This is a genomic window from Shewanella sp. A32, from assembly GCF_029167175.1.
GTDB classification, from domain to species: Bacteria; Pseudomonadota; Gammaproteobacteria; order Enterobacterales; family Shewanellaceae; genus Shewanella; species Shewanella yunxiaonensis.
The window spans coordinates 1-25,437 of record NZ_JARFTS010000026.1; the positions used below are offsets into that span (position 1 = coordinate 1).

25 protein-coding genes are annotated in these 25,437 nt (G+C 46.2%); 4 read left to right on the plus strand and 21 right to left on the minus strand.

Annotated elements, in window-relative coordinates; translation table 11 throughout:
- Positions 1-215: 215 nt before the first annotated feature.
- The 6 genes from serS to lrp all read right to left on the minus strand — a co-directional run bounded on the left by serS (position 216) and on the right by lrp (position 7,040).
- Positions 216-1,502, minus strand: a complete 1,287-nt coding sequence (gene serS / locus PY479_RS15155; RefSeq protein ID WP_212593442.1) for a serine--tRNA ligase — start codon at positions 1,500-1,502, stop codon at positions 216-218.
- An 18-nt stretch (positions 1,503-1,520) separates the two neighbouring features.
- Positions 1,521-1,895 carry a fluoride efflux transporter CrcB gene (gene crcB / locus PY479_RS15160; protein WP_212593443.1) on the minus strand — a complete coding sequence of 125 codons (375 nt, stop codon included), beginning with the start codon at positions 1,893-1,895 and terminating at the stop codon, positions 1,521-1,523.
- Positions 1,888-3,219: a replication-associated recombination protein A gene (locus tag PY479_RS15165; RefSeq protein ID WP_275484249.1), complete on the minus strand. Its 1,332-nt coding sequence runs from the start codon at positions 3,217-3,219 to the stop codon at positions 1,888-1,890. Before PY479_RS15165 ends, crcB begins: the two co-directional genes overlap by 8 nt.
- 3 nt (positions 3,220-3,222) lie before the next feature.
- The gene (gene lolA, locus PY479_RS15170; RefSeq protein ID WP_275484250.1) at positions 3,223-3,840 is read right to left on the minus strand and encodes an outer membrane lipoprotein chaperone LolA; all 618 of its coding nucleotides are present in this window, start codon (positions 3,838-3,840) and stop codon (positions 3,223-3,225) included.
- A 19-nt stretch (positions 3,841-3,859) separates the two neighbouring features.
- Positions 3,860-6,364: a DNA translocase FtsK 4TM domain-containing protein gene (locus PY479_RS15175; RefSeq protein ID WP_275484284.1), complete on the minus strand. Its 2,505-nt coding sequence runs from the start codon at positions 6,362-6,364 to the stop codon at positions 3,860-3,862.
- Positions 6,365-6,548: 184 nt separating this feature from the next.
- Positions 6,549-7,040, minus strand: coding sequence for a leucine-responsive transcriptional regulator Lrp (gene lrp, locus PY479_RS15180; RefSeq protein WP_212593446.1), 492 nt, complete (start codon positions 7,038-7,040; stop codon positions 6,549-6,551).
- 179 nt (positions 7,041-7,219) lie between these two features.
- Between lrp and ald the strand changes: the two genes are divergently transcribed.
- Together ald and trxB are read left to right on the plus strand one after the other, a co-directional pair.
- A complete protein-coding gene (ald, locus tag PY479_RS15185) occupies positions 7,220-8,335 on the plus strand; it encodes an alanine dehydrogenase (RefSeq protein ID WP_275484251.1) in 1,116 nt (371 codons plus the stop codon).
- Between the two features lie 149 nt (positions 8,336-8,484).
- Positions 8,485-9,438 carry a thioredoxin-disulfide reductase gene (trxB, locus tag PY479_RS15190; RefSeq protein ID WP_212593448.1) on the plus strand — a complete coding sequence of 318 codons (954 nt, stop codon included), beginning with the start codon at positions 8,485-8,487 and terminating at the stop codon, positions 9,436-9,438.
- Between the two features lie 53 nt (positions 9,439-9,491).
- Here trxB and PY479_RS15195 read toward each other — a convergent pair whose 3' ends face one another.
- From PY479_RS15195 to radC, 9 genes are all read right to left on the minus strand, one after another.
- Entirely contained in the window at positions 9,492-10,319 is an 828-nt protein-coding gene (locus PY479_RS15195; protein ID WP_212593449.1) for a glucosaminidase domain-containing protein, read from the minus strand.
- Between the two features lie 151 nt (positions 10,320-10,470).
- Complete coding sequence (locus PY479_RS15200; protein ID WP_212593450.1) at positions 10,471-11,664, minus strand: amino acid aminotransferase; 1,194 nt, start codon at positions 11,662-11,664, stop codon at positions 10,471-10,473.
- A gap of 383 nt (positions 11,665-12,047) precedes the next feature.
- Positions 12,048-12,476 (minus strand): hypothetical protein, encoded by a 429-nt coding sequence (locus PY479_RS15205; protein WP_275484252.1) that lies wholly within the window; start codon positions 12,474-12,476, stop codon positions 12,048-12,050.
- The gene (locus tag PY479_RS15210) at positions 12,473-12,778 is read right to left on the minus strand and encodes a hypothetical protein (protein ID WP_275484253.1); all 306 of its coding nucleotides are present in this window, start codon (positions 12,776-12,778) and stop codon (positions 12,473-12,475) included. Before PY479_RS15210 ends, PY479_RS15205 begins: the two co-directional genes overlap by 4 nt.
- A complete protein-coding gene (locus PY479_RS15215; RefSeq protein WP_275484254.1) occupies positions 12,765-13,352 on the minus strand; it encodes a hypothetical protein in 588 nt (195 codons plus the stop codon). The genes PY479_RS15210 and PY479_RS15215 overlap by 14 nt, the downstream gene beginning before the upstream one ends.
- A 682-nt stretch (positions 13,353-14,034) precedes the next feature.
- On the minus strand, positions 14,035-14,580 hold the full coding sequence (locus PY479_RS15220) for a recombinase family protein (protein ID WP_275484255.1): 546 nt from the start codon (positions 14,578-14,580) through the stop codon (positions 14,035-14,037).
- A gap of 144 nt (positions 14,581-14,724) precedes the next feature.
- Complete coding sequence (locus tag PY479_RS15225) at positions 14,725-14,877, minus strand: hypothetical protein (protein WP_275484256.1); 153 nt, start codon at positions 14,875-14,877, stop codon at positions 14,725-14,727.
- A gap of 95 nt (positions 14,878-14,972) precedes the next feature.
- Positions 14,973-15,422, minus strand: coding sequence for a DUF2787 domain-containing protein (locus PY479_RS15230; RefSeq protein ID WP_275484257.1), 450 nt, complete (start codon positions 15,420-15,422; stop codon positions 14,973-14,975).
- On the minus strand, positions 15,419-15,904 hold the full coding sequence (radC, locus tag PY479_RS15235; RefSeq protein ID WP_343377255.1) for a DNA repair protein RadC: 486 nt from the start codon (positions 15,902-15,904) through the stop codon (positions 15,419-15,421). Before radC ends, PY479_RS15230 begins: the two co-directional genes overlap by 4 nt.
- A 160-nt stretch (positions 15,905-16,064) precedes the next feature.
- Between radC and PY479_RS15240 the strand changes: the two genes are divergently transcribed.
- Positions 16,065-16,475 (plus strand): hypothetical protein, encoded by a 411-nt coding sequence (locus PY479_RS15240; protein ID WP_275484258.1) that lies wholly within the window; start codon positions 16,065-16,067, stop codon positions 16,473-16,475.
- 62 nt (positions 16,476-16,537) lie between these two features.
- Here PY479_RS15240 and PY479_RS15245 read toward each other — a convergent pair whose 3' ends face one another.
- The 6 genes from PY479_RS15245 to PY479_RS15270 all read right to left on the minus strand — a co-directional run bounded on the left by PY479_RS15245 (position 16,538) and on the right by PY479_RS15270 (position 24,514).
- Positions 16,538-16,705, minus strand: coding sequence for a hypothetical protein (locus tag PY479_RS15245; RefSeq protein WP_275484259.1), 168 nt, complete (start codon positions 16,703-16,705; stop codon positions 16,538-16,540).
- Between the two features lie 246 nt (positions 16,706-16,951).
- Positions 16,952-20,116 carry a DEAD/DEAH box helicase family protein gene (locus PY479_RS15250; RefSeq protein ID WP_275484260.1) on the minus strand — a complete coding sequence of 1,055 codons (3,165 nt, stop codon included), beginning with the start codon at positions 20,114-20,116 and terminating at the stop codon, positions 16,952-16,954.
- Positions 20,117-20,122: 6 nt separating this feature from the next.
- Positions 20,123-20,551 carry a DUF86 domain-containing protein gene (locus tag PY479_RS15255; protein ID WP_275484261.1) on the minus strand — a complete coding sequence of 143 codons (429 nt, stop codon included), beginning with the start codon at positions 20,549-20,551 and terminating at the stop codon, positions 20,123-20,125.
- A complete protein-coding gene (locus PY479_RS15260; RefSeq protein WP_275484262.1) occupies positions 20,551-21,018 on the minus strand; it encodes a nucleotidyltransferase domain-containing protein in 468 nt (155 codons plus the stop codon). Before PY479_RS15260 ends, PY479_RS15255 begins: the two co-directional genes overlap by 1 nt.
- 72 nt (positions 21,019-21,090) lie before the next feature.
- The gene (locus PY479_RS15265; RefSeq protein WP_275484263.1) at positions 21,091-22,416 is read right to left on the minus strand and encodes a restriction endonuclease subunit S; all 1,326 of its coding nucleotides are present in this window, start codon (positions 22,414-22,416) and stop codon (positions 21,091-21,093) included.
- 109 nt (positions 22,417-22,525) lie between these two features.
- Positions 22,526-24,514 carry a class I SAM-dependent DNA methyltransferase gene (locus PY479_RS15270; protein WP_275484264.1) on the minus strand — a complete coding sequence of 663 codons (1,989 nt, stop codon included), beginning with the start codon at positions 24,512-24,514 and terminating at the stop codon, positions 22,526-22,528.
- Positions 24,515-25,081: 567 nt separating this feature from the next.
- Here PY479_RS15270 and PY479_RS15275 point away from each other — a divergent pair.
- Complete coding sequence (locus tag PY479_RS15275; protein ID WP_275484265.1) at positions 25,082-25,405, plus strand: helix-turn-helix domain-containing protein; 324 nt, start codon at positions 25,082-25,084, stop codon at positions 25,403-25,405.
- Positions 25,406-25,437: the final 32 nt, after the last annotated feature.

The following is a 25,437-nucleotide window of genomic DNA, read 5'->3' on the forward strand; positions in this document are numbered from 1 at the left end:
AGCTTGCTCTAGTATAGAAGGCCCCCTTTTAGGGGGTAATCACAAAGCCACCTTCTTCAGAAGGTGGTTTTTTACTGCTATACCAAATTTTCGTAAAACAAAATGGCTGCTTTAGCTATTGTGGCCAACGCCAACACCGAAAATACGGTAACTACGGCCACATAAGTCAGCCAGCGCAAATTGCGCCCGCCATTATCCATACATGACCTTTTGTGTTAACCGATTTGTTCTAGTCCACCCATATAAGGGCGTAATATTTCTGGGACAGTAATACTGCCATCAGCGTTTTGATAATTTTCCAAAACGGCAACCAACGTACGACCTACGGCCAATCCTGAACCATTAAGGGTATGTAACAGTTTTGGCTTTTTGTCATCATTGCTGCGATAACGTGCTTGCATGCGCCGAGCCTGGAAATCTTTCATATTGGAGCATGAAGAAATTTCCCGGTAGGTATTCTGCGCTGGTAACCATACTTCGATATCGTACGTTTTAGCAGAGCTAAATCCCATATCTCCAGTACAAAGTACGATGACACGATATGGCAAGCCTAGTTTTTGCAGTACAGTTTCAGCGTCTTTGGTCAGACTTTCCAATTCGTCCATTGAAGTTTCTGGTTTTACCAATTTCACCAATTCGACTTTTTCGAATTGATGTTGACGGATTAGGCCACGGGTATCTTTACCGTATGAACCAGCTTCGCTACGGAAACAGGCAGTTTGCGCTGTAAGCTTAACCGGCAAATCATCTTCTTCGATAATCGTGTCGCGCGCCAAGTTCGTTAGTGGGACTTCAGCCGTCGGGATCAGATGCAGACTCTGTCCTTCTTCTGTTGCTGGCTTGGTGTGGAACAGATCTTCAGCAAATTTGGGTAACTGGCCAGTTCCCAATAAGCTGGCATCGTTCACCAACAATGGCACATAAGCTTCAGTATATCCGTGTTGCTGAGTATGCAAGTCCAGCATGAACTGCGCCAAAGCACGATGCATGCGGGCAATCTGTCCTCGCATTACCACAAAGCGTGCGCCTGTTAATTTAACGGCATTTTTAAAGTCTAGACCTTTAACTTGTTCCCCCAAATCCACATGGTCTTTGATAGGAAAGTCAAATGTTTTAGGCGTGCCCCAACGGCGGATTTCGACGTTCTGAGATTCATCTGGACCTACCGGAACTGATTCATCTGGCAGGTTGGGCATGCTCATCGCTATGGCGTTCAATTCATCCAGTAACTGGGACAGCTCTTGCTTTTTGGTCTCCAATTTACCACCGAGATCATTGACTTGAGCCATGATCTCGGAAACATCTTCACCTTTGGCTTTCGCTTGTCCGATAGACTTAGACATAGCGTTACGACTAGCCTGCAACTCTTCAGTTTCTACCTGCAGAGCTTTGCGTTTTTCTTCCAGCTTGGTGAGCCGGTCAACATCAAGAATAAAACCACGGGTAGCCAGCCGCTCGGCGGTGGTGGCAAGTTCATTACGCAGATATTTAGGATCTAACATCTTTTTTGTCTTTGGTTATTAAACGCGTGAAAAAATTAGTTGCTGACCTAAGAATACCATCAAAAGACAGATCCCCAGATTCAGCACCACATTTAAAAATGCCTTGAGCCAATCTCCAGCTTGCATAAGCAGCAAGGTTTCATTTGAGAAAGTTGAAAAGGTGGTCAGTGCTCCCAGAAAACCCACACCAATCAGCGCCTTTATCTCCGGACTGACATGACTCAACTGCCCCAGTGCGAAGACGACTCCCATCAAAAAAGAGCCCAGTACATTAACAGTCAGTGTACCAAAAGGAAAACTACTGCCAAATAGCTGGATCATAAATAACGAAATAAGATTGCGCAAAACTGCACCGGTCGCACCACCAAGGGCCACCCATAAAAGATTATTCATAACGTTTTCGCTCGCTTTGCGAATCGAGTTGTTCGAGTTGCTTAAGTTTTTCTGCCATGCGTTTTTCAAAGCCACGTTCAGTAGGGAAATAAAATTTGCTGTTTTTCAGTGGTTCTGGGAAATAATTTTCACCAGCAGCGTAAGCATTCGTTTCGTCATGGGCATAACGGTACTCTTTCCCCGCCCCCATCTCTTCAAGCAATTTTGTCGGTGCATTACGTAGATGCATAGGCACCGCTTCACCACCGGTTTCTCTTGCCAACTGCCGCGCGGCCTTGAAGGCGGTATACACTGCATTAGATTTTGGCGCTAACGCTAAGTAGACAATCGCTTGCGCTATGGCTCTTTCTCCTTCAGCAGGCCCTACACGATGAAAACATTGCCAAGCATTCAATGCTACGGTCATCGCCGTCGGGTCCGCATTGCCCACATCTTCCGAGGCGATGGCTAAAAGTCGACGACCAACATACAGGGGGTCACATCCGCCTTCCAGCATCCTGCAATACCAATACAGTGCAGCATCAGGCGCAGAACCCCTTATCGATTTATGGACGGCGGAGATCAGGTCATAATATTGGTCGCCATTTTTGTCAAATCGCGCTAATTGCTGGCCGGAAACCTGAACGAGTAGTTCTTCTGAAAATTCCTGCCCATCTGCCAGCATATCGCTCATCAGCTCCAGCAGATTCAACGCCTTACGACCATCGCCATCAGCAACATTTGCCAACTGTGACAACACCCGTTCAGGCATCTTTAATTGGCGTTTGCCAAGCCCTCGCTCGTTATCCTGTAGCGCTCGTTGGACTAACTCTGCGATTTCAGATTCTGCCAACTTATTGATGAGATAAACCCTTACGCGAGATAACAAGGCGTTGTTAATCTCAAACGAGGGATTTTCGGTTGTCGCCCCGACAAAAATTACCGTACCATCCTCAATAAAAGGTAAAAAGGCATCCTGCTGACTTTTGTTGAAGCGATGTACTTCATCAACAAACAACAAGGTGCGCTGCCCACGCGATTGTGCAACATTTTGAGCATGCTCAATCGCTGCTCGTATCTCCTTTACACCTGAGGACACGGCAGAAATTCTTTCGACATGCGCATTGGCATAATGTGCGATTAATTCTGCCAGCGTTGTTTTCCCAGTACCTGGCGGTCCCCAAAACATCATAGAGTGGGCCTTGCCTGCTTCAAGCGCTTTCCGTAAAGGTTGGCCTACCCCTAACAGATGTTTTTGACCGATATATTCTGCCAAGGTAATTGGCCGCATTCTTGCCGCCAATGGCCGAAAATCTGGAGCAAAATCAAAGCTCAGGCTGGACATAAATTATTGTCCGTCATGAGGACGCTGATCATCAACGGAAACACCATCTGGCGGCGTAAACGAAAACATCTCATTATCTTCTTTTGCCAAAGGTAATTGTGCTGACAGCGCAAAATGACTCTTGTTTCCTTGGGTATCATCGAGGCTGAGACTGGCCAGCTTATTGCCGTTAAAACAGACTTGCACCTGTTGTACACCGGTGTCTGCTGTTTTAGGGATGATATTAAAGCACTGATCTTTTTCACGGATGGTAAATTTTGACCAGGTTGATTTGTCTCGGTGTACCAGTAAAGTGATGGGCGATGCAGCGATGGCATCTTTAAGTCCCAATACACTGACCTCTTCAGCAAAGGGGTTATAGATCCAGACATCTTTGCCATCCGCGACAATCAAAGATTCGTCAGGTGCGGTCAGATGCCAATAAAAGCGATTAGGCTGCGCCAACGCGAGAGTTCCGGTACCGGACTGAATTTGCTTGCCGTTGATATCAGTCACTGTTTGCGAAAAATCAGCCCTAATTGCAGGATTTGCATCCAATTTAGCCTTTAAAGCTTGCTCTGGTGTCTGTGCATATGCCTGCATACAACTCAACAGCAATGCAGACAGTAATAATATTTTCATCAATACCTCTTAAATGCGGTTATCTTGGCGATGGCGGAGCAAGAACTTCACGATTACCATTATGCCCTTGAGCGCTGACAACGCCCTGCATCTCCATCTGCTCAATAATTCGGGCCGCGCGGTTATAACCTATCTTGAATTTACGTTGGACGCTGGAGATAGACCCACGACGGGTTTCGGTAACAAACGCAACCGCTTCGTCATAAAGTTCATCAAATTCTTCGTCACCACCTTCCGGCGCTTCACCTGGCAGTAATACCTGCTCGCCGTCGCTGGAACCTTGAAGAATATCCTCAATATACTGTGGCTTACCACGAGCATGCCAGTCAGCAACGACATTGTGGACTTCATCATCTCCGATAAATGCGCCATGGACACGAATTGGCACGCCAGTGCCTGGAGGCAGATACAACATATCCCCCATCCCTAGTAGGGTTTCGGCCCCTTGCTGATCTAAGATGGTGCGTGAATCAATCCGCGAAGACACCTGAAAGGCGATTCGCGTCGGAATATTGGCCTTGATCAGACCGGTAATCACATCGACAGAAGGTCGTTGTGTAGCCAGGATCAGATGGATACCTGCAGCACGGGCTTTTTGCGCGATACGAGCGATAAGCTCTTCCACCTTTTTACCAACAATCATCATCATGTCGGCAAATTCATCCACGACGACGACAATTGACGGTAGCTTGTCTAACTCACTTGGCGCATCTTCCATGCTCTGCCCTTCGCGCCATAGCGGATCAAGCAGCGGTTCGCCTGCGGCCTTAGCGTCAGCCACTTTGGCGTTATAACCTTTTAAGTTACGTACACCTACTGCCGACATCAATTTGTAGCGTCGTTCCATTTCGCCAACACACCAACGTAAGGCATTAGCGGCTTCTTTCATGTCGGTCACGACTTCACACAACAGATGTGGAATGCCTTCGTAAACTGAAAGCTCCAGCATTTTGGGGTCAATCATAATAAAACGGACGTCGTCGGGCCCAGACTTATACAGCAAGCTGGTAATCATGACGTTAACACCAACGGACTTACCTGAACCGGTAGTACCCGCGACTAGCAGATGGGGCATCTTAGCCAAATCAACGACGACAGGTTCCCCAGCAATGTCCTGTCCCAGTACCATAGAGAGCGTAGATTTATTGTCTTTAAACGCCTGAGAATCGAGTACGTCGCGTAAGAAAACCGTTTCACGGAATTTGTTGGGCAGTTCGAGACCGACATAGGCTTTTCCAGGTATCACCTCAACAACGCGAACACTTTCGGCTAACAACGATCGAGCCAAATCTTTTGAAAGGTTGGAGATTTTCGATGCCTTGATCCCGGGAGCCAACTCTAATTCAAAACGGGTAATCACTGGTCCGGGAAAAACGCCCACAACCTTTGCTTCAATATTAAAATCGGCGAGTTTTACTTCTACCAGTCGCGCAACCTGCTGCAGTTCATCCTCTGAAATGGGATTTTTTTTGCGGTCGGGCACATTCAACAAAGCGATACTTGGTAGCGGTTCCAAAGGACGACTAGGCGCACCACTTTCTTGCCCTGGTAATATGATAATGCCATTTTCTACTCTTGCGCCCTGGTATTTGAGCTTCTGACGTTTTGCCTGAACCACACTCGCATTGTCATTAGCGGGCGCTTCTGTGGTGAAAATATCCTCTTCGTCATCCTGATTATGCTCAACAAAATGAATCACCGGTTCCACCCGATCACTGGCGTCTTCCGCAATAACATCCGGCTGAGTCTTTCTACGAAAACGCGATAATAACTTTTTCGGTTCGGTATAAGGTTCATCGTCATTATCTTCAGCGTCATCGACATCGCTAACATCAGCGGTTTCTTGCTGGCGCCGCTGCCGATATTTATCCACTACCGACATAAATCCCTGAGTGTCTGCCGTCTCAGTGGGACGCTGGAATAATTTCGGTAAATGCCAAACTTTTTTAAGAAACCACAAGGTGCCGAGGCCCAGCATTTCAGCAATGGTAATCCAGCTGATGCCCGTCATTAGTGTAAAGCCCGCGCCGACGAAGCAAAGTAACAGTAACGTAGTACCCAATTGATTGAAGTAAGGCAGCATTCCTTGCCAAATGACATCGCCAGCCACGCCGCCGGCAGAAAACTCATAGATATCGTTGGCATTCATGCTGACGAGAGCCGCCATGCTAAGTAGCATCAGAATAAAGCCGACCAATCGTAACCCGACTGAAAAGTAGTCAACATCACTTAAGCGGTGTGCCCGTTTAAACAATAACCATCCGGTAGCGGCAATGACGATCGGCAGAATAAACGCGGTATAACCAAAGAAATAAAAAAGAATGTCGGCAACCCACGCGCCGACTTTGCCAGTGAGATTCGTTACCGTGCCTTGAAAATTAGTCTGGCTCCAGCCTGGATCGCTCGGGCTGAAACTGCTGAGGGCTAATAACACATACACAGCCATCATGCAGCATAGGATGAGTCCTCCTTCCTGCAATCGTTGTAAGCCGCTGAGTGTCCTGATGCTTTTTCCCTGAGACAAGTTAAACATCCATCGTTACATATGTGAATGGCAAATAAGATACCAGAAACTGCTTAAATGTGCAGTGTCGTCAACAAGATAAGCGGGAGTCGATAACACTTTGGTACAGCAACTATTAAGCAAAAAGCTACGGTTCGGTTTGACGGGTAAAAAAACCGGGTTGCCCCGGCTTTTTCTATTATCTTCATCCGTTAATTGCGATGCGGTTGGTATGCTTAACTTCCTCCATTACCACATACGTCCTGGTATCGGATACAGATGGCAATTTTAGTAGCGTTTCCCCCAATAACTTGCGATATGCCGACATATCCGATACTCGTGTTTTTAACAAATAGTCAAAATCACCGGATACCAGATGACATTCCTGAATATCGTCCAATAATTGTACTGCACGATTGAACTTATCGAACACCTCAGGGGTATCACGGGTCAATGTGATTTCAACAAAAATCAACAGTGATGCGTCCAAATAATGGGGGTTCACAAGCGCCGTATATCCATTTATAAAACCTTGTTTTTCAAGTCTTTTAACCCTCTCAAGACAAGGGGTTGGACTAAGCCCTACGCGTTTGGATAATTCTACGTTAGAAATGCGGCCATCGTTCTGAAGTTCTACTAATATGTTACGATCAATACGATCGAGATCTTTGATGGATATTTTTTTATTATCAGCCATTTTTTTAACCTTGTTTTATTTCTAAAACAGTTTTTTATGTTGCGTATGTTAAAAGTTTAGCAGCATAAACTGCACAAGCCAGTCTATACTAGATATTCCTGACTATTTAATAGCAGGTAAGCAATTATAACAAATATCCTACGCCCGTATTCGGGAAAAATTTATGTTGAGGCTCAAAAATGAAGATTGGTGTTCCAAAAGAGATAAAAAACCATGAATACCGTGTTGGCATGGTACCGTCCTCCGTACGCGAACTGACGATGCAAGGTCATGAAGTCTACGTTGAAACAAATGCGGGTCTCGGCATTGGGTTTAGTAACGATGACTATACAGCTGCTGGTGCTGCCATCCTGGACACTGCCGCAGAGGTATTTGCCATCGCTGAAATGATTGTCAAAGTAAAAGAACCTTTAGCCGTTGAACGGGCAATGTTGCGTCATGACCAAATCCTGTTCACATATCTGCATTTAGCACCAGATCTCGCACAGACTCAGGATCTATTAAAGAGTGGTGCTGTATGCATCGCCTATGAAACAGTGACTGATGCCAAAGGTGGTCTACCATTGCTGGCACCGATGTCTGAAGTTGCAGGCCGCATGTCCATTCAAGCTGGCGCGATGGCGCTTGAAAAATCACATGGCGGCCGAGGCATGCTTTTGGGGGGGGTACCTGGTGTAGAACCTGCCAAAGTCGTGATTATCGGTGGCGGTATGGTAGGAACTAATGCTGCACAGATCGCTGTGGGTATGGGTGCTGACGTGGTTGTATTGGATCGTTCAGTTGACGCATTGCGTCGCCTTAACATGCAATTTGGCTCTGCGGTGAAAGCTGTATACTCCACAGCAGACGCTATTGAACGCCATGTTCTGGAAGCTGATTTGGTTATTGGTGGCGTGTTAATTCCCGGCGCCCAAACACCAAAATTGGTTACCAAAGAAATGGTTAAAAATATGAAACCTGGTAGTGCCATCGTTGACGTGGCCATTGACCAAGGTGGTTGTGTTGAAACTTCGCATGCAACCACGCATCAGGATCCTACCTACATTGTCGATGATGTTGTGCATTATTGTGTTGCCAACATGCCTGGTGCGGTAGCCAGAACCTCAACATTTGCACTGAATAATGCCACCCTGCCCTACATTCTCAAATTGGCGAGAATGGGCTATAAGGAAGCCCTGCTGGATGACAAGCACTTATTAGCTGGCCTCAACGTGATGCATGGTAAGCTGACTTGTAAAGAAGTCTCTGAATCTCATGGTTTGGAATACACTGCGCCTGCCAGCCTGTTACAATAGTCAGGCAGTCTCGAAATAACCTTATTAAGGAGCCTGCTGGCTCCTTTTTTTCGATTGAGGCAATCTTGAATATTCAGGGAAGGATGCTTTACCACTCTCGTCAAATTACCTACAATCGCTGACAATTTTTAAAAGGCATGGAGAAATATATGAGCCAAGCTAAACATTGTCATCTGCTTATTCTGGGTTCCGGTCCAGCCGGATACACCGCTGCGGTTTACGCTGCTCGTGCCAACCTGAAGCCTGTGATGATTACTGGGATGCAACAAGGTGGTCAGTTAACAACAACGACTGAAGTTGAAAACTGGCCGGGTGATGCCGATGATCTTACCGGTCCGTTATTGATGGAACGTATGCAAAAGCATGCCGAGAAATTCAACACTGAAATTGTCTTTGACCATATCAATTCGGTGGATCTGCAACAACGACCTTTCCGCTTGATTGGTGATAACGCCGAATATACCTGTGATGCGCTAATCATTGCTACCGGGGCTTCTGCACGTTACCTGGGGCTACCTTCAGAAGACGCATTTAAGGGCCGAGGTGTATCAGCCTGTGCTACCTGTGATGGTTTCTTCTATCGTAACCAAAAGGTTGCAGTCATCGGTGGTGGTAATACAGCCGTTGAAGAAGCGCTGTATTTGTCCAATATTGCTGCTGAAGTTCATGTTATTCATCGTCGCGATAGTTTCCGCTCTGAAAAGATCCTGATTGACCGCATGATGGACAAAGTGGCAAACGGTAACATTGTATTGCACTTAGACAGCACCCTTGATGAAGTTGTTGGCGATGAAATGGGTGTTACTGGCGTTAAATTGAAAAACGTTAAAGATGGCTCTGTGAGTAATCTAGAGGTCGCGGGTGTTTTTGTTGCTATTGGCCATAGTCCCAATACTTCGATTTTCGAGGGACAACTAGAGATGAACCACGGCTATCTGAAAGTGAACAGTGGAATAAATGGCAATGCAACACAGACCAGTATCCCAGGTGTGTTTGCGGCTGGTGACGTTATGGATCAATATTACCGTCAGGCAATTACATCAGCGGGTACGGGTTGCATGGCAGCACTTGACGCTGAACGCTATCTAGACGCCCAGAAATAGAGTTACAACCCAGATAAAAAACCGGCCAAAGCCGGTTTTTTATCTGATACCAATCATGCTGCGGAAGCCACAATTTGATTATCATCCAAATATTCCTGATTGTGTCTCAGCATATCCAGCAATTCGTCAATATAGTCATCTTGGCGTTCGGAATAATTGACCAAACCGTAGACCAGCTTTTCAGCACTTAGTGGTTCCTTTTGTGCTCGTAAATCCGCTCTGATAGATCGGAACAAGCCATAAGCCGCATTGGAATTCAAATTTCGCATATAGGAAGCTACAGAGTCTTCAACACTACTGAATACCGCGACCTCATGAACTTGCCCTTGGCCGCGGGATTGTGGCACTAAGCCACAGCCTTCTTTAAAGCACCACTGACCAAAAAAGTTAAATCCTTCTTTGGCAAAACGAGAAGCTCCCCACCCAGATTCATTTGCAGCCTGGATCAACACCATGGACTCGGGGATCACATCAACCCGTCTAAGTAAACTTCTCAAACTAGCAGCATCTATATTACGAATTGCATATTCATATTTGTCTGCCAGTTGGTGCACTCGATATACCTCAGCATCATCAAGTGTGACATTGTTTTTTAGGTGATTTTGCACCTGCAACAGAAAACGTCTCTCTTCAGCAATAATGCGGTTTTGCTTTTTGACTGAAGGACGTAAAAAATCAAAAAATGCCTGCTTTTTTGCACTGACATCGTCAAAGGAACTAAAGTCCGGAATAAAGTTTACGCCCAACCGATTTTTTTTAATCAGTGGCGTACTACTATCAGTTTGGTTTGCAATGGGGATAAAGATGACCCTAAGTGCTATAACGGCAAGGATCACCACCGTCATCGCTAACATGGACGAACCTAATCTACCTGTTCTCAAACAGCCTCCTTTGAGGGATTCCTCTCAATGAATTCGGGCTGATTATAAAACAGGCATACGGTTTCACAAAATTTAGCGTCACTTTGGTGGCTTTTTAAACATTAAAAAAGGACGGCATATACCGTCCTTTAACATATTGAATTGGATTTAATTACAATACTTTGGCAATTGCTTTACAGATAACCGGAATATTGCTCTTCGTCATACCGGCGACACTGATGCGGCCAGAACCGACGATATAGATACCAAATTCTTCCCGAAGTCTTTCCACTTGAGCTTTATTGAGGCCAGAAAAACTAAACATCCCTTTTTGACCACAGATGAAACTGAAATCTTGTTCAACCCCTTCAGCCTTTAAGGTATCAACGAACAGCTGCCGCATTTCTGCAATGCGTTGCCGCATGCCGGTAACTTCATTCACCCATAACGCCTTTAACTCTGGGTCGGAAAGTACGGTGCTAACAATTAACCCACCATGTGCCGGTGGATTTGAGTAATTGGCACGAATAGTACGTTTGACTTGGCTGAATGCCTTTTGTACGGTTGCAGCGTCTTGAGCAACAACGGTTACTGCGCCAATACGCTCGTTATAAAGACCGAAATTTTTAGAAAATGAGTTCGCGACGATAAGTTCAGGCACGACGGCGGCAACGGTGCGCAGACCTTGTGCATCTTCTTCTATGCCATCACCGAACCCTTGATAGGCAAAGTCGAACAAAGGTAATAATTGCTTGGATAAACAAAGATCCGCAACAACAGCCCACTGCTCCGCTGATAAATCGATCCCGCTTGGGTTGTGGCAGCAACCATGTAGCAACACCAACTCACCGGCTTCTGCGCTTTGCAGATCAGCCATCATTGCATCAAAATTCAATGACTGAGTTGCAGCATCGTAGTAGCCATATTCTTTAATGCTAAGCCCTGCAGCGCTGAAAATATTTTGATGATTGGCCCAAGTAGGTTTGCTGACCCAAATAGTTTTACTTGCAGTGTTATTAACCACAAATTCAGCGGCAACTCTGAGAGAACCGGTACCACCTGGAGCCTGTGCAGTAGCGGCCAATCCTTCTTTCACTATCTTGCTGTCAGCGCCAAACAGCAATTCCTGAACGACCTTGTTATAGAGCTGAACACCTTCGATACCTAAATAGGTTTTGGAGGTTTCCGTTTCTAGCATTTTTGCTTCTGCCAACTTCACGGATTTCAATACGGGCGTTTGACCCGACTCGTCTTTGTATACCCCAACACCGAGGTTAACTTTGTCTTGACGAGGATCTTTCTTAAACGCATCAGTAAGACCTAAGATGGGGTCTGCCGGGGCCTGGCTTATCTGAGAGAAAATCATGTTTGGTACCTGTGCAGTTGCTGAATTCTGGGCAATAATCGAAGACACTTATACCACTGTGTGGGTAACCGCGACAGTCCTCTCAACAAATTCTGTGAACACTTTGGGATATGAATATTCATTAGCGAAAAGCCAATGCTTCGTATTGAAGAAAATGTAGAACGAGCAATCCATTAGTCACATTTGTGCACTGTGGGGGAAATGAATTAGTTGGCGCAATAAAAAACAAAACGGGAACCAGTAAGCTACTGATTCCCGTCTATTAAATATGGCGGTGAAGGAGGGAGTCGAACCCTCGAATCATCATAAATTTCATGAACCTATTAGAATTCAGTAGGTTATGCACCTTAATTTTCAGCTATTGTACTACGATTTTGTACCACTTAAATCTTCAATGTAGGCACTTGAAGTAATGGAAGTAGTATCGGTGTATCAAGTACTCGACCACTTAATGAGTATACATGTTCTCTAGCGTATGGGTACAAGATCATAGGGGCATTGTATTCAGCCCAATGCTCTATTTTATCTATAGGAAATTGCTCCTTATCAACGCTGAACTTAGCCAGAATATGTACTCTAAGATCAAGAGGTTCTTCACTTTTGGCTTCAGGAAGTTCAGGTGTTCCCATCTCAATAATTAACGCTACATTTACTGAAGATAATTCAACATCGAATTTCCCATGGGCAACTTTGAATTTAAATTTTCCTTCCCGAGCTTCAACAGTACCACTACTTGAGTTATTTCTAATGAACAACTCTTTTATCTTGATTCCATCTATTTGAATTGGGTGAAGTTTATGTTCTGAATTCATGCAGCTAAAGGCTCATTTGCAGACTGAAAATCCCGAACATCTTCGAAAGGACTAAGTCCATTGTGAGACAAAGAATATCCGTCATGTATACATTCAAAAGTTGTATATATTTCAATAGGTTCTACAGTTTGAGAATAAAAACACAGGTCATGCTCTTGATCAGAGAATTCAACAATTTCTCTGATCGCCGTTGCAAAATTTCCTGATTTTTTCTCTTTTAGCATCGCCAAAAAAGCTTCACTAGACATTGATTGAATTCTAGCGATAACTGTTTTGGATGCTTCAATTCTAGATGTACTCATAACTTTCAATCTCCTCGTACCCATCTATTGTAATGCATGATGGATCAAGAACAACTATTGACTCTACTGATGCCCCAAAGTATAAGCCAATTTTCCCTCCGGCCCCTTTGGGTACTGCCAAATCAGCAATAACTAACTTGTATGCGATACTTTCTTCTTCACCAATTTCATCAACATAGGACTGAAAGACTGAGGAAATAACGTCCTCTTCTGTCATATCTTCAGGTAATCCATTATCGGATATCCAAATCAATGATGACTTGACTAAACCTCTGACATGTTCTTTCAGTTCTCCGTGACTTATATCCAAGACTTCTGCATCTTCTACTTGAAAACTGGATTTTATAATCGCACATTTTTTTCCGTCAGCATTTCTCGCAGCTTTAGCGTAGTTGCCTTTCCTTGACTCGCTCTGCCACCATCGAAAAGCCATAAAATTTGCGTATGTTGAATCTTGAACATAGCGCCAAAAATAACAACCCGGTCCAGCTCGACCGGGGTCGGATACGTTGAACCCTTCTTTACAAATGTCGTCCCCCCAAGATCGACATGTGCCATGAGTTCCTTTGTACAAAATGTATCCTCACTGCTTGTTATTTGGTCTGTTTAGCAAGGAAGGCTACACGATTTTGCTCTATAAGTTCAAGAACTAACTACAAAAAATCACTATCGATAACGGGTGATTATGTTTATAGAATGATTTTTAGTTATGTCCAGTTCACCCTCAGGGATGATGGATAGAAGAGTGGAAGAGGATTTCAGCATATTAGATCATTACACTCATCTAGGTTCGCTGGGCTGAAATGCGTTGAACATGGAGTGGACCTCGTTCAGTAGACATCCTATGACCAAAATGACTGCTTCAACAGGTTAACTTTCTTTTAAATTTAAACGTCACTTTAAAAGACCAAATTAAAATCCTTAATACTGGATAAGCAAGAAATGCCCATGCTCCTCCTAATACGCCCACATGATCGAAAAGAAAAGACTTCAGACCATACTCACAGTCGTACATAACCTCTCCCAATAGTAGAGTTTCCTTAAAAGCAATTGAGCTACACTTCTCCACTGTCGGAGTGGAAAACCATTCGATTAGAAGATATAGAATCCAAAATACTTCGGCAAAAACTACTACAACCACCCAAAGAGCTAAAAACCTCAGAATCATTTGCCAAGTATTCTCGAAATTCATTATGTAAATCTCTAGTTATCCGTGATTGATAATCAAGTTATTTTATTGTTGCCAAAAAGCAACCCTAGGATTGCTGTTTTGCGATTCGCTGAACACTAGAAAGTGAAATTCCAAGCCGCTTGGCTATTTCCGTCTTATGCACTTGCTGAGCAATAAGTACTCTAACCTCATCCTTTTTAAACATCGCTGTCGGAGCCCTGCCCTTATATTTCCCTTTGGACTTGGCTATAGCAATCCCTTCTGCTTGCCGTTCCAGCATCAGTTCTCGCTCAAAAGTTGCGATAGCACCGACCATCGTTAGCATCAACTTTCCTGTCGGTGTTCCTGTATCAATCCCAAGGTTCTGGATTTTCAATGTGACTTTCTTAGTGGCTAGGAACTCAGCAATTTCTAGTAGGTGGCGGGTATTCCTTGCCAGTCGGTCTAGCTTGGTAACGACGACTGAATCACCTTCACGCACAAACTCTAGCATAAGCTTGAGCTGCGAGCGGTCATCCTTAGCACCGCTGACTTTCTCCTGAAATACCTTATCGCATGTGCTCAGGGCGGCGAGCTGGGCATCTAGGCTTTGTCCTGTGGTTGATACTCGAGCATATCCAATGGTTGCCATATTGGCTCTCCTTAGTTGGTCAATAGGGTCTAGGTTCACTGACCAAACGTGTCAAAAGTCGGAAAGGGACCCATGTGACACGGTCTTAGCGTCCGTTATCACTATGTCACATGGGCTTGGTCTATTGACTTGAACAGTCAGGGCTTAGGAAATTTCCGTTCCATCGCCCTCTTCGTCCAAATCATGGTTTGGTGGTTGGTTAACCCAAGGTTCTTCGTCCGAGAGATATCGGTCGGCAAACGCCTGGATCAGAATGGGCACTATGGTCAGTAATGCAGCTTTAGCGACCTGCTTCATGAGTTCGTTGATGATGGTTCTCCTTACTTACTGGTAAACGCCCAGCACAGTACCCACCGCAATGCTGCAGTGTGACTATGACGAGCAGTGATGAATTAATCCCAGGTAATGGTTATCCGGAAGATGTTGCTGTTGAGATAGCTGCGGAAGTTGCCTTCCCACATTCGGTATATGCCGCTGAAGTTTCTCAGCGGGTAATAACCGACAAATGCCTGATACCCTTCACCGGTGGCGAAGTTGAAGTCGATATCCTTTTCCAGCTCAGGATAAGGTCGGCCAAAGAAGGCGAAGTCGGTGATATAGCTAAGTCGCCAAGGTCCATCTTTAGCTGTTGGCTGCAGCCGAATTTCCACAGGATGAAATCCACCTGATTCAGCTGAATAGCTAGGGTCACGGAAATTCAATGTGACTCCTGCCGGTTGCTCTGCAGGTATATTCGCCGCCAGCAGAGCCTCCAGCTTGCCCACCAGCATTCTCGTCACTGGCAACCAGCGTCTGGCAGACATCGCATCAATGGCGATAGCGATAGCTTTCTCTTCGCTCATAGCCAGCCCCTTTCTGCGAAAGACACCACATCAAGATGCCCCACGACTAGATGGTCTAGCGTCGACACATCAATCGTCGCTAAGGCTGTCTTTAATCGCTCTGTGATGCGTCTATCGGCGTCCGATGGCTCCGCATAACCCGATGGATGGTTATGGGCAAAGATCACCGCTGCAGCGTTCTTAGCGAGCACCAGTTTGACGACTTCCCTTGGATAGACAGATGCGGCGTCTATAGTGCCAAAGAACAGCTCCTCATAGCTCAGCAACCGATGTTGGCTATCAAGTAGAAGCACGGCAAAGACCTCACGCTCATAGCCACTCATACGAAGCCGCAAGTAATCTCTGACTAAGTCTGGCGAGGTGAAAACCTCTGTGGGGTGTTGTCGATTCTGGTAGCGGGCATCGAGTATCGCTAATGCCTCTCTGATGACCAGAGCCTCTGACTTAACGCCGTCAAAAGCTGGGTTTGATAGTTCTGACATATAAGAATCCTAAGTGTTGATTTACTTCAGGTTTCTTATGCCAAATGTCGTAGGGAAAATTGATGGTATAAGCAAGTTGAGGCCAACTTGATCCGATTAAAATAGAAATAACGGTAGTGACAAATCCTGCCCCTACCAAAACACTATCTGGAGAAAACTCATGAATGCAGAAGTCGCATTATCTTATCCCGCATTACTCGTTGATGGTCGTTTTTCGCAGCATTTGCGAGACCATCAGTACTATGAAGCCTATAAAAATGAGCTTCCGTTCTTCACCGTGGAAATTGTTCCCGATAAAAATGGGACCGACCAAAAGATGATGCACTTACAAGGTGAAATGGTGATGGGAACAGGACTATTCAGAGAGCCAGAAGCCATTAAAGCGTTTCTGATTGATAAAGGATTCATCCCCGAGTCAATCTTGTTAAGCAAAGATGGGAAACTCTACGCAACACATCCAAAGCAACACCTGCCCTATATGCACTGGATCGTCAGATTACTGATGCATTTCCAACAGTTTGGCGAGTGGTTAGCTGTGAACTACTGGTATGGCGATTACCCTGATAGATAACTTCATCCGCTTGAAATAGAAAAGGTAGCCTTTGGGCTACCTTAGCGAAACCGAATCAGCAACTACCGCATGGCCGCAGCTTGCTCTATTACTTTTTGCTGCTCTTTTGCTGCAGTTCTTAGGGCTTGTGTGAACACGGCCAGCTTTTCTTGGTAAGACGCATTGCGTACAAAATTGGCTAAGGGTGAAATTTCCTCAACATAACTTTCTCTGTTTAACTCATGAGTCAATTACGTGCTCCTTAAATTTGTTACGTTGTAGTGCCTTCATCATAGCTACCTTTAAGTTGGAATCTCCGCTTCAGCAACGCTAGTCCATGTTCCACATCGTCACGGATGCGGTCAGCCTTCCTCGGAGATCGCTAAGTTGAAGCCAAATCCAGCTTGAGATGAGCAATTACATCGGCGTCATCGACGACAAACGCTCGGCTAAAAGATGATGTAGCCATCAAACACCTCCTCGAAACATTTGTGAGTTTACCCCCGCAGCTCTTTACCAAAGCCTTTCAGCAAAATATCCAGCAGGATGTTCTGTATTGCTTTGGCGGCTTCTGGGCGAGAAAGATAGTCCATCGACATACTGTTCTGGGTGTCCATTCGCTCTATAACTGCTTGGTCAGCAGCTCCAGGGAAATCCCCTTGCATGATCGACTTGCGATCGTTGTTCTTGATCTGCGCCATAACGATCTCATTTTCGGAAATCTTCGTGGCCATACCATGCAACCAATCCAGCTTATCGCCGTCGGTGACGTCTTCGCCGAACAGGTCATTGAGCTTCGCCAGAATTTCCGAGAGAAAGTCTTTTTTATCGTGCTTAGGTTTCGCCGAGCCAAGTCCTGTGATCCCATCTAAGCCTTCGCCCTGACCTTCACGCAGTTCAAGGTCTTGGGTGCGTTTCTCTTTCAGCTTGTAATGGCTCAGCACTAATCCATCAAGGTCGATGTCATCATCATCGAGTTCCTCTTCCCGCAGCAGCGGCAACAGGTGCTTAGCAAAGGTGCTTAGCTGTTCTAAATCTGCCGCATCAAACGGCGTGATTTGCGAGGCAAACTCATAGAAACGAATGTAGCTGTTCAAGTCTTTCTTGAACATCACCATTTGGTTTTTGGCTTCCTCGGCCTCTGTCACACGTTTTTCTGCGTTCGCCTTATCAACGTCAGTCCCCGTTTGCTTAATCAGCTTGAGCTGCTGTTTGGCAGCTCTTAGGGCATCGATAGCTAACTGATAGCGTTTACGGAATCGATCTCGTGCCGGTGCCAAGTAGTGCAGCATGTAATCGGTGCCCCGTTTGGGGTCAAAGTAACACTCGGCAAAAGCTTCAACTTCACTCCAAAGGAAGATGTTTTCGTTCACCAGCTTGTGCTTCAAGTCATACACCAAGTTAGGGTCAGACACAGTCTCGAGCTCAGCAATCTCGTAGTACTTCTGGAACTCGGTCAGTACATCTTGCGGATCATTGACGAAGTCCAGTACAAAGGTACGGTCTTTACCTGGATAAGTGCGGTTAAGCCGTGACAGCGTCTGAATGCAATCTACGCCAGTCAGCTTTTTATCCACGTACATGGCACACAGTTTCGGTTGGTCAAACCCTGTTTGAAACTTATTGGCCACCAGCATCAACTGGTAGCTGTCGGTATCAAATGCCTTTCGCATGTCCTGACCATTCAAGTCAGGGTTCATGCTACGTTCGGTATGTCCAACGCTGGTATCGGGGTCAACCACTTCGCCCGAAAACGCCACCATGGCATGAATATGATGATAGCCCTGTTCTCTAACATACTTATCAAACGCCAGCTTATACTTCACCGCTTCCAAGCGGCTGCTGGTGACCACCATCGCTTTTGCTTGCTGGTTGAGTAGCTGAGCCACGTTGGCTCTGAAGTGCTCCACAATCACCTGCACTTTCTGACCAACGTTATGAGGATGCAATCGCACCCAACGATTAAGCACCTTTTTGGCTTTCTTGCTGTCCACTTCCTGCTCGGCGTCACCGTTGGCCATGGCCATGCGATAGGCCAAGCTGTAGCTGGTGTAGTTCCGCAGTACATCGAGGATAAAGCCTTCCTCAATGGCCTGCCGCATGCTGTAAACATCAAATGCTTTAGGTTTGTTGTTATCACTCAGCGGCATCATAGGGTTTTCAGGCCGACCAAACAGCTCCAACGTTTTGCCCTTTGGCGTCGCCGTAAAGGCAAAGTAGCTGATGTTATTGCTACCGCCGCGAGCTGCGAGCGTCATGTTCATTACGTCTTCAGCACTCAGCTCGTCATTCTCATCAAGCTGTTCCGCCATCAACACTTCCCGCAATTGTCTGGCGGTGCTACCGCTTTGGCTCGAATGAGCTTCATCAGCAATCACGGCAAAGGTGTTGTCCTTGAGGCTCGTAGTTTCTTGAATTGCTTTGAGCACATGTGGGAACGTCTGAATGGTGACCACAATAATTGGCGTACCGCTGGCGAGTGACGCGGCAAGTTGCGACGATTTGCTGCCCTCACCTTCATCACGGTTGATGCTACTGATCACGCCTTCAGCATGTTCAAACTGTGAGATAGTTTCCTGCAGTTGGCTATCAAGCACTGTGCGGTCGGTAATCACAATCACCGACTTAAAGAATTTATTGCCGTTAGCTTGATACAACGACGCCAATTGATGGGTTAACCAGGCTATTGAGTTGGACTTGCCTGAACCTGCAGAGTGCTGAATAAGATACTTATGTCCAGTGCCTTCTTGTTGCACTGTGTTGAGTAGCTTTTGCACCACATGCCACTGGTGATAACGCGGAAAGATCATGGTCTCTTTTTTAACGATTCGCCCAAGAGCATCTTCATCACGTTTCACTTCAAGGTGGATGTAACGCCCAAGAATTCTCAGCCAGTTATCAGGTGAAAATATTTCATCCCACAAATACTCAGTTGCAAAGCCTTCACCCGCTGCAGGAATATCATTACCCGCCCCACCGGCTGCCGTACCGCGGTTAAATGGCAAAAAGAAGGTACTATCACCGGCCAATTTGGTGGTCATTGCGACTTCAAACTGATTCACAGCAAAATGCACTAACGCACCACGGCGAAACTTAAGTAATGGCTCATCCTTAGTGCTGGTCTTAACGGGGCGATCTTTACGATACTGCTGTTTGGCGTTCTCAAGACTTTGCTTAAAGCAAGACTTCAGCTCCAATGTTGCCACTGGCAAACCATTCAAGAACAGCGTCAAGTCTAAACGACCATCGTAACCATTTGGGCTATACACCAACTCAGGTACCACACGTAAACGGTTAGCTTGATAACGAGCCATTAGCTCAGGGTTTAGACCGTGATCAGGCTTAAAGGTCGCCAGTCTCAGTCTCGCACCACGATCTTCCAGATGATTTCGCAGTAGCCACAGCGTCCCTTTGTCGCTATGGTCTAAGTGCCTGACTACCGCGTTAAACAGATGCTCATTGGTATCTTGCGGATAAATCTTGGCGAACTTACTCCAAGCGTCAGGTTGGCTTTGTTGCAGATAGTCCAACAGGTCCTCGGGATAGATAGCACGCTGTTTGTCATAGTGGGCAGAATCCCCAACGAGCCAACCTTGCTGGGCTAACTGCTTAACGATGTGATCTTGAAATGCCTTCTCGCGGGCTTTTGCTTCCATGCTCATGGATGATTAACTCTCCTGCTGTGCCAGCCAATTGAGGCCTTGTTCGGCAAAGGTAAATAACTGGTCGGTATAGCTTTGGGCGATCACGCTACGTATAATCTCTGGGTCAATGTTCAAGTAGTCATGCACCAGAGCGTTTCTCAGTCCTATTACTTTACGCCAGCCGGTTAGGCCATCCACGGGTTGCTGACCACGTTGACAGAGGATCTCGAATGCTTGATAGGCATCTTGTGGGCTGTGTCCCGCCAACGCTTTCGCCCAGTGCTTGGCTATCCCAATACACGCTTCTATCGATACCTGCAGCGTTCGTTCTGCCGCTCGATACTCTAGGTTAGATAAAGCCCGTTCACCGAGTAAGCTCTTAATCTCAGATAATTCCGCTTGGTAGCGACTAAGGCTCTGTCGCAATGAGGTGATATAAGCGTTGTCAGACATTATTCGCTAGTTCCTTGTTTGAGAGAGCCTTTAGCATTGAGACCATGGTTAGCTTGGCTTGCAGCAGAAGATGGATGAACGGCGTTTGCAGCTTGGAGATAGTCCAGCTCCATCTTTGACATAATTCGGGCTTCTTCCTGCAAACGGCGTCCGTCATCACGGCAGTAGATCACCTGGTTAGCGTTGATGATTTCAAACGCCAGTGGAATAGGCGCCAGATTAATGTCCACCAGCGATAACTTACCTTCAGGCAAACCAAGTTGCCGTTGCCAATCGAGTGCCAGCAGCTCGGCCCGCAAGCGGTTATCGAGTGAATCTGCCAGTTTCACCGGATTAAACGCCACCGCCAAATCCCAATCACTTTGCTTGCTGGCGTTGCCTTTGGCTCGTGAGCCGTAGAGCCACAGAACGGCAATGTCTGCTTGGCGCTTAGCAAGTGCCACTAATGCTGCGTTAATTGACGACATGGAATCTCCCGCTGACATTCATTGGGTCAGCATAACAACTTACCGCCGTTATCGGGAAGATTAACGCTAAGTTCATGCCGCATCACTCGCTGTTGCTTCTGCTGGTTTAACCCAACCACGCACATCGATTTTGCCAGTGACTGCTGCGGATATTAGAGCTATTCGGCGTTCTTGAAGCAACGTTAATGAATACTGTGCCTTGGATTCGACCGACTCAAAGTTCATCATCTCCTTGGTCAGACACTCTACTAATGTGTGCTGCTCTTCGACTGGAGGTATCGGAATTCGCATGTTTCTAATATCACCGATGAGCAAAACAGGCTGCATTCCAGAAGTGTTGTTATGATCAACCATTGTTCTGAAATTACTACTGGTCAACCAATAAGATGCGTACTCTGGCAAGACAGTAGCATCAAATGTAAGCTTCGCGATATTCTGATTTATGTGAAATGTATCATTTGAAGGTATCACGGCAGCATTCCCTAATGTGCCAGTACAAGGCAGAACTAAATCACCTGCGTTTAGCTTTGAGCGAGCAAGTCGATTTGATAGCTCTTTCGATATTCTCTCTGTGCCCTTTTCCAGCTCCAGTTTTCTCTCGCCAATATTATAGCCACGTAGCGCCACCACATCTCCAAGGTCATCTGTAGACCAATGATTGGTATACTCAAACCCAGTTAGTTTCGTTACCTGACATAAATATCCTAGCTTCTGGACTTTCCAATGCTCTGGAACTTGACCGAGCCACTCGACACCTGAGTCTTTCATTGGAGCGTCAGGATTGAGGCCTTTAGTGACAGCATGGGAGATCACCGCTTGTCGTTTCTCTTTGAGCAGCTCAATCAGCCGCTGTTGCTTTTCTATCAGGCAGTCGATTCTGGCGGTTTCGTAGTCGAGAAAGGCGGCTATAGTGCGTTGTTCCACCTCACTAGGTAGAAGGATTGAATTAGTACCAACCTCTTCAACCGTTATCTGTGGGATCGCTGTCTGCGTAAACCTGAAAAGATTCTTCCGATTCCCAAGCATGTAGTAAAAAGCATACTTAGCCACCAAGCGATTAGTTATGTGCTTACAGTAAATTGTTGTCTGAGTAGTTGTTGCTTTCTGATCTACAAGCTTGACCGCACCAATGGAGTTGCCACGAGCAGGTATAACTAAATCACCCACATCGAGACGGACTTGAGGTCCATTGATGTAACCAAAAAAATGATTCCCTTCAGTAGCTGAGTAAACTGGCCACAATCCATCATCAACCAACTCCTCTCTCAAAATCGTCTGCCCCATAGCAATTTTGAAAAAGCGTGTAGTCTTTGTAATTGTCCAATCTGTGGGTACTTGCCCTAGCCATTCAACACCAGATTCCTTGTACTCGGGATACGCAAGATACTTGTTGCTCATACTCTGCTCCCAAATACGGATTTTGAGTTCAGGGCAAGGCGTCGAGATGCACAGCGAACGAGCACAGCTACAACGCCGCCATTAGCACTAGAGGCCATTGGAAAAGCCATCATGAATGCACCTCACTGAGTAAGCTCATGATCTCTTTGGCAACGGCATCCAGATCGGCATCGATCTGCGCTAATGGTCGGGGCGGCTGGTACTGGTAGAAATGGCGGTTAAACGGGATTTCATAGCCGACAACGCCCACTTGTTCATCAAGTGGATCAGTCTTGCTGGTATCAATCCAGGCTTCTGGCACATGGGGTAACACTTCCCGTTTGAAGTAAGTGTTAATGTCTTCACTAAGCGGTACGTTTTCGTAGTCCCGCAATTCAGTGGCTGGCTCAGTGACACCTTTGGTTTTACAAATCTCGGCCGTTTCATCCTGCTCGCCGAGATTCGTCCACAGCAGTTTAACGACAGCGGCAGACAACTTGCTGGTGGAATTGGCGGCAAAGGTTTTGTTAAAGGCCTTCTTGAATACTTCACGAGACAGGTACTTATCATCAGGCAACGCGGCGAGAGCAGACAGCAACGCGTGTTTAAGCTCGTCATCGAGCTTGTGCCAGGCTTTTTGCTCAGTCAAACTGCTGAGTTTATCGGCATCATGGGGATAGATAGCCAGCTTCATTGGCCGCTCAACGGTAATGCGGCGATAGCCAAAGTCGGTGGTATTGAAAATCTTGGCGATCGGACTTTGCTCATAGCGGCTATACAACTCAACGATGGTGTTAATCGCATCGTCATCAAGGAACTTACGTTTGCTACCGAGGGATTTACGCATGCTGGAGTGCATGTCGCTGGCATTGATCAGCAGCACTTTGCCTTTACGCTCAGCGGGCTTGTGGTTAGACAGCACCCAGATGTAAGTGGCAATGCCGGTGTTGTAGAACATGTCGTTAGGTAAAGCGACTAACGCATCGAGCAGATCATTCTCAAGAATGTAGCGGCGGATTTCACTCTCACCACTGCCTGCACCACCGGTAAACAGCGGTGAGCCATTCAGGATAATGCCAATACGGCTACCGGCAGATTTATCGCTGACGGGCTTCATCTTGCTAATAAGGTGCAGCAAGAACAGTAACGAGCCATCAGACACCCGTGGCAAGCCTGGGCCAAAGCGACCATTAAAGCCCTGCTTTTTGTGCTCGTTGTTCACTTGGGTTTCAACTTTCTTCCAATCCACGCCGAACGGCGGGTTAGACAGACAATAATCAAAGCGTTCAAACGCCAGTTGGTCATCTGACAGGGTATTACCCAGCTTGATGTTGCTGATCTCCTGCCCTTTGATCAGCATGTCCGCTTTACAGATAGCGTAGGATTCAGGGTTCAGCTCTTGGCCAAAGGTGGCTAAGCGAGCCTGCTGGTTAATCTCGTTCAGGTATTCCATGCCCGATGACAAGAAGCCGCCCGTACCAGCGGTTGGGTCGTAGATAGAACGCACTACGCCAGGCTTAGTTAGCGCATCATCATCGCCACTAAACACCAATGAGGTGGTTAACCGCACGATATCACGCGGAGTAAAGTGCTCCCCTGCAGTCTCGTTAGAACTTTCAGCAAAACGGCGGATCAGCTCTTCAAACACTAAGCCCATGTGGTAGTTGTCTACCGCGGTTGGCGACAGGTCGACCTCACGGAATTTTTGCACCACTTGGTAAATCAAGTCGGCGTCATCAAGGGCATAGATGGTATTGACGAAACTGAAGTGCTCGAAAATCTCCCGAGCATCCTTGGAGAACGCCCGTACATAGGCATCAAGGTTATCAGCGGTGTGGGTCTCCCCCAGCACACTCAGGTTCAGCGGTGACGCGTTATAGAACTTTTGACCAGAGGCATTGAGCAGCAGTTTTTCACGAGCAACATCGGGCATCGCTTTAGTGGCTTCCGCCTGGGCTAAGACCTTATCTTTGCTGGCTTCTAACACGCACTCCAAGCGGCGTAACACCGTGAATGGCAGAATGATGCGACCGTACTGAGATTGTTTGAAATCACCGCGAAGAATATCGGCAACTGACCAGATAAAACTGGCTAAAGAACTGATGCTGGTTTGTTCCATGATGGCCCTGTTCGCTGCTTTGCTTATTCCGTGAGCAGCTCTATAAAAACAATAACTAAGAGTTGAAAGTGTACCAACAGGCCTATGGGCTGAACAGGCGTAATTTCACAGTTCCCTTATCTAGTAGACGGTATTGGGCTCGGCTCCAACACACTCTCACATTCCCCTGCCGATTTTCCCCTATAACCATTTTCCATAAATCACCGAACTACTGGGCTTAATGCTTAGCTAGAGCTATTTCTCTGCTGATTTTTCAGCAAATTTATAAAAGTGCTATAGGGAAAATAAGTAGGAATACTTTAGTGAACTTGCTGATTTTTCGGCAGAGGTGGCAAGGGAGATTGATGGTTGATGATGGAGAAAAACTCATGCATTCATATATATGCATTTAACGAATACATTGTCATATTTCTATGGATATATTTCATTCATCTTTTTTAAAGCAATAGTTCTGCACTATCTCTGATTCTGTTCCTTATGGCTGTTTTACAACGTTCAACACTAATTCAAAACGATTAAATTAATAGTGACGGTGTGATGACATGAGAGACACCGCAGGAGTTTGAGATGCACAACCAGGAAACCTTAGTGACAGAGTTACCAAGCCAACTGAGCAACATCAAAGTAGCTTATCGAATGCCCTATGAGCTGTTCAATGATCAGCTTGGTCAGACGATGTATGAGATAAGCCGTATGCCGCTGGTGGACGGTTTGTTGATGGGGGGCAAAGTGAGCTTAGCTAAGACCTTGGTGAAACGCTGTGGTTATTCATTGAGAACAGCACGGCGGCATATCAAACGACTGGAACAATCAGGGCTGCTGGTCAGCTCAAAAACGCTATCTTCTGCGGGATTGCAGGGGATTAATCTTTATCGCCGATTATTCGATTGATTGAGATCTCCTCGAGACATTTCATGGTAAGA

Coding starts and splice junctions, on each gene's coding strand:
- PY479_RS15200 (WP_212593450.1), bottom strand. CDS start 11,664: ATGATTTTCTCTCAGATAAGCCAGGCCCCGGCAGACCCCATCTTAGGT.
- PY479_RS15220 (WP_275484255.1), bottom strand. CDS start 14,580: ATGGCAACCATTGGATATGCTCGAGTATCAACCACAGGACAAAGCCTA.
- PY479_RS15270 (WP_275484264.1), bottom strand. CDS start 24,514: ATGGAACAAACCAGCATCAGTTCTTTAGCCAGTTTTATCTGGTCAGTT.
- PY479_RS15275 (WP_275484265.1), top strand. CDS start 25,082: ATGCACAACCAGGAAACCTTAGTGACAGAGTTACCAAGCCAACTGAGC.
- radC (WP_343377255.1), bottom strand. CDS start 15,904: ATGTCAGAACTATCAAACCCAGCTTTTGACGGCGTTAAGTCAGAGGCT.
- PY479_RS15240 (WP_275484258.1), top strand. CDS start 16,065: ATGAATGCAGAAGTCGCATTATCTTATCCCGCATTACTCGTTGATGGT.
- lrp (WP_212593446.1), bottom strand. CDS start 7,040: ATGGCTGATAATAAAAAAATATCCATCAAAGATCTCGATCGTATTGAT.
- serS (WP_212593442.1), bottom strand. CDS start 1,502: ATGTTAGATCCTAAATATCTGCGTAATGAACTTGCCACCACCGCCGAG.
- PY479_RS15165 (WP_275484249.1), bottom strand. CDS start 3,219: ATGTCCAGCCTGAGCTTTGATTTTGCTCCAGATTTTCGGCCATTGGCG.
- PY479_RS15265 (WP_275484263.1), bottom strand. CDS start 22,416: ATGAGCAACAAGTATCTTGCGTATCCCGAGTACAAGGAATCTGGTGTT.
- PY479_RS15225 (WP_275484256.1), bottom strand. CDS start 14,877: ATGAAGCAGGTCGCTAAAGCTGCATTACTGACCATAGTGCCCATTCTG.
- crcB (WP_212593443.1), bottom strand. CDS start 1,895: ATGAATAATCTTTTATGGGTGGCCCTTGGTGGTGCGACCGGTGCAGTT.
- PY479_RS15255 (WP_275484261.1), bottom strand. CDS start 20,551: ATGTCTGACAACGCTTATATCACCTCATTGCGACAGAGCCTTAGTCGC.
- PY479_RS15230 (WP_275484257.1), bottom strand. CDS start 15,422: ATGAGCGAAGAGAAAGCTATCGCTATCGCCATTGATGCGATGTCTGCC.
- trxB (WP_212593448.1), top strand. CDS start 8,485: ATGAGCCAAGCTAAACATTGTCATCTGCTTATTCTGGGTTCCGGTCCA.
- PY479_RS15260 (WP_275484262.1), bottom strand. CDS start 21,018: ATGTCGTCAATTAACGCAGCATTAGTGGCACTTGCTAAGCGCCAAGCA.
- ald (WP_275484251.1), top strand. CDS start 7,220: ATGAAGATTGGTGTTCCAAAAGAGATAAAAAACCATGAATACCGTGTT.
- PY479_RS15250 (WP_275484260.1), bottom strand. CDS start 20,116: ATGAGCATGGAAGCAAAAGCCCGCGAGAAGGCATTTCAAGATCACATC.
- lolA (WP_275484250.1), bottom strand. CDS start 3,840: ATGAAAATATTATTACTGTCTGCATTGCTGTTGAGTTGTATGCAGGCA.
- PY479_RS15210 (WP_275484253.1), bottom strand. CDS start 12,778: ATGAGTACATCTAGAATTGAAGCATCCAAAACAGTTATCGCTAGAATT.
- PY479_RS15205 (WP_275484252.1), bottom strand. CDS start 12,476: ATGAATTCAGAACATAAACTTCACCCAATTCAAATAGATGGAATCAAG.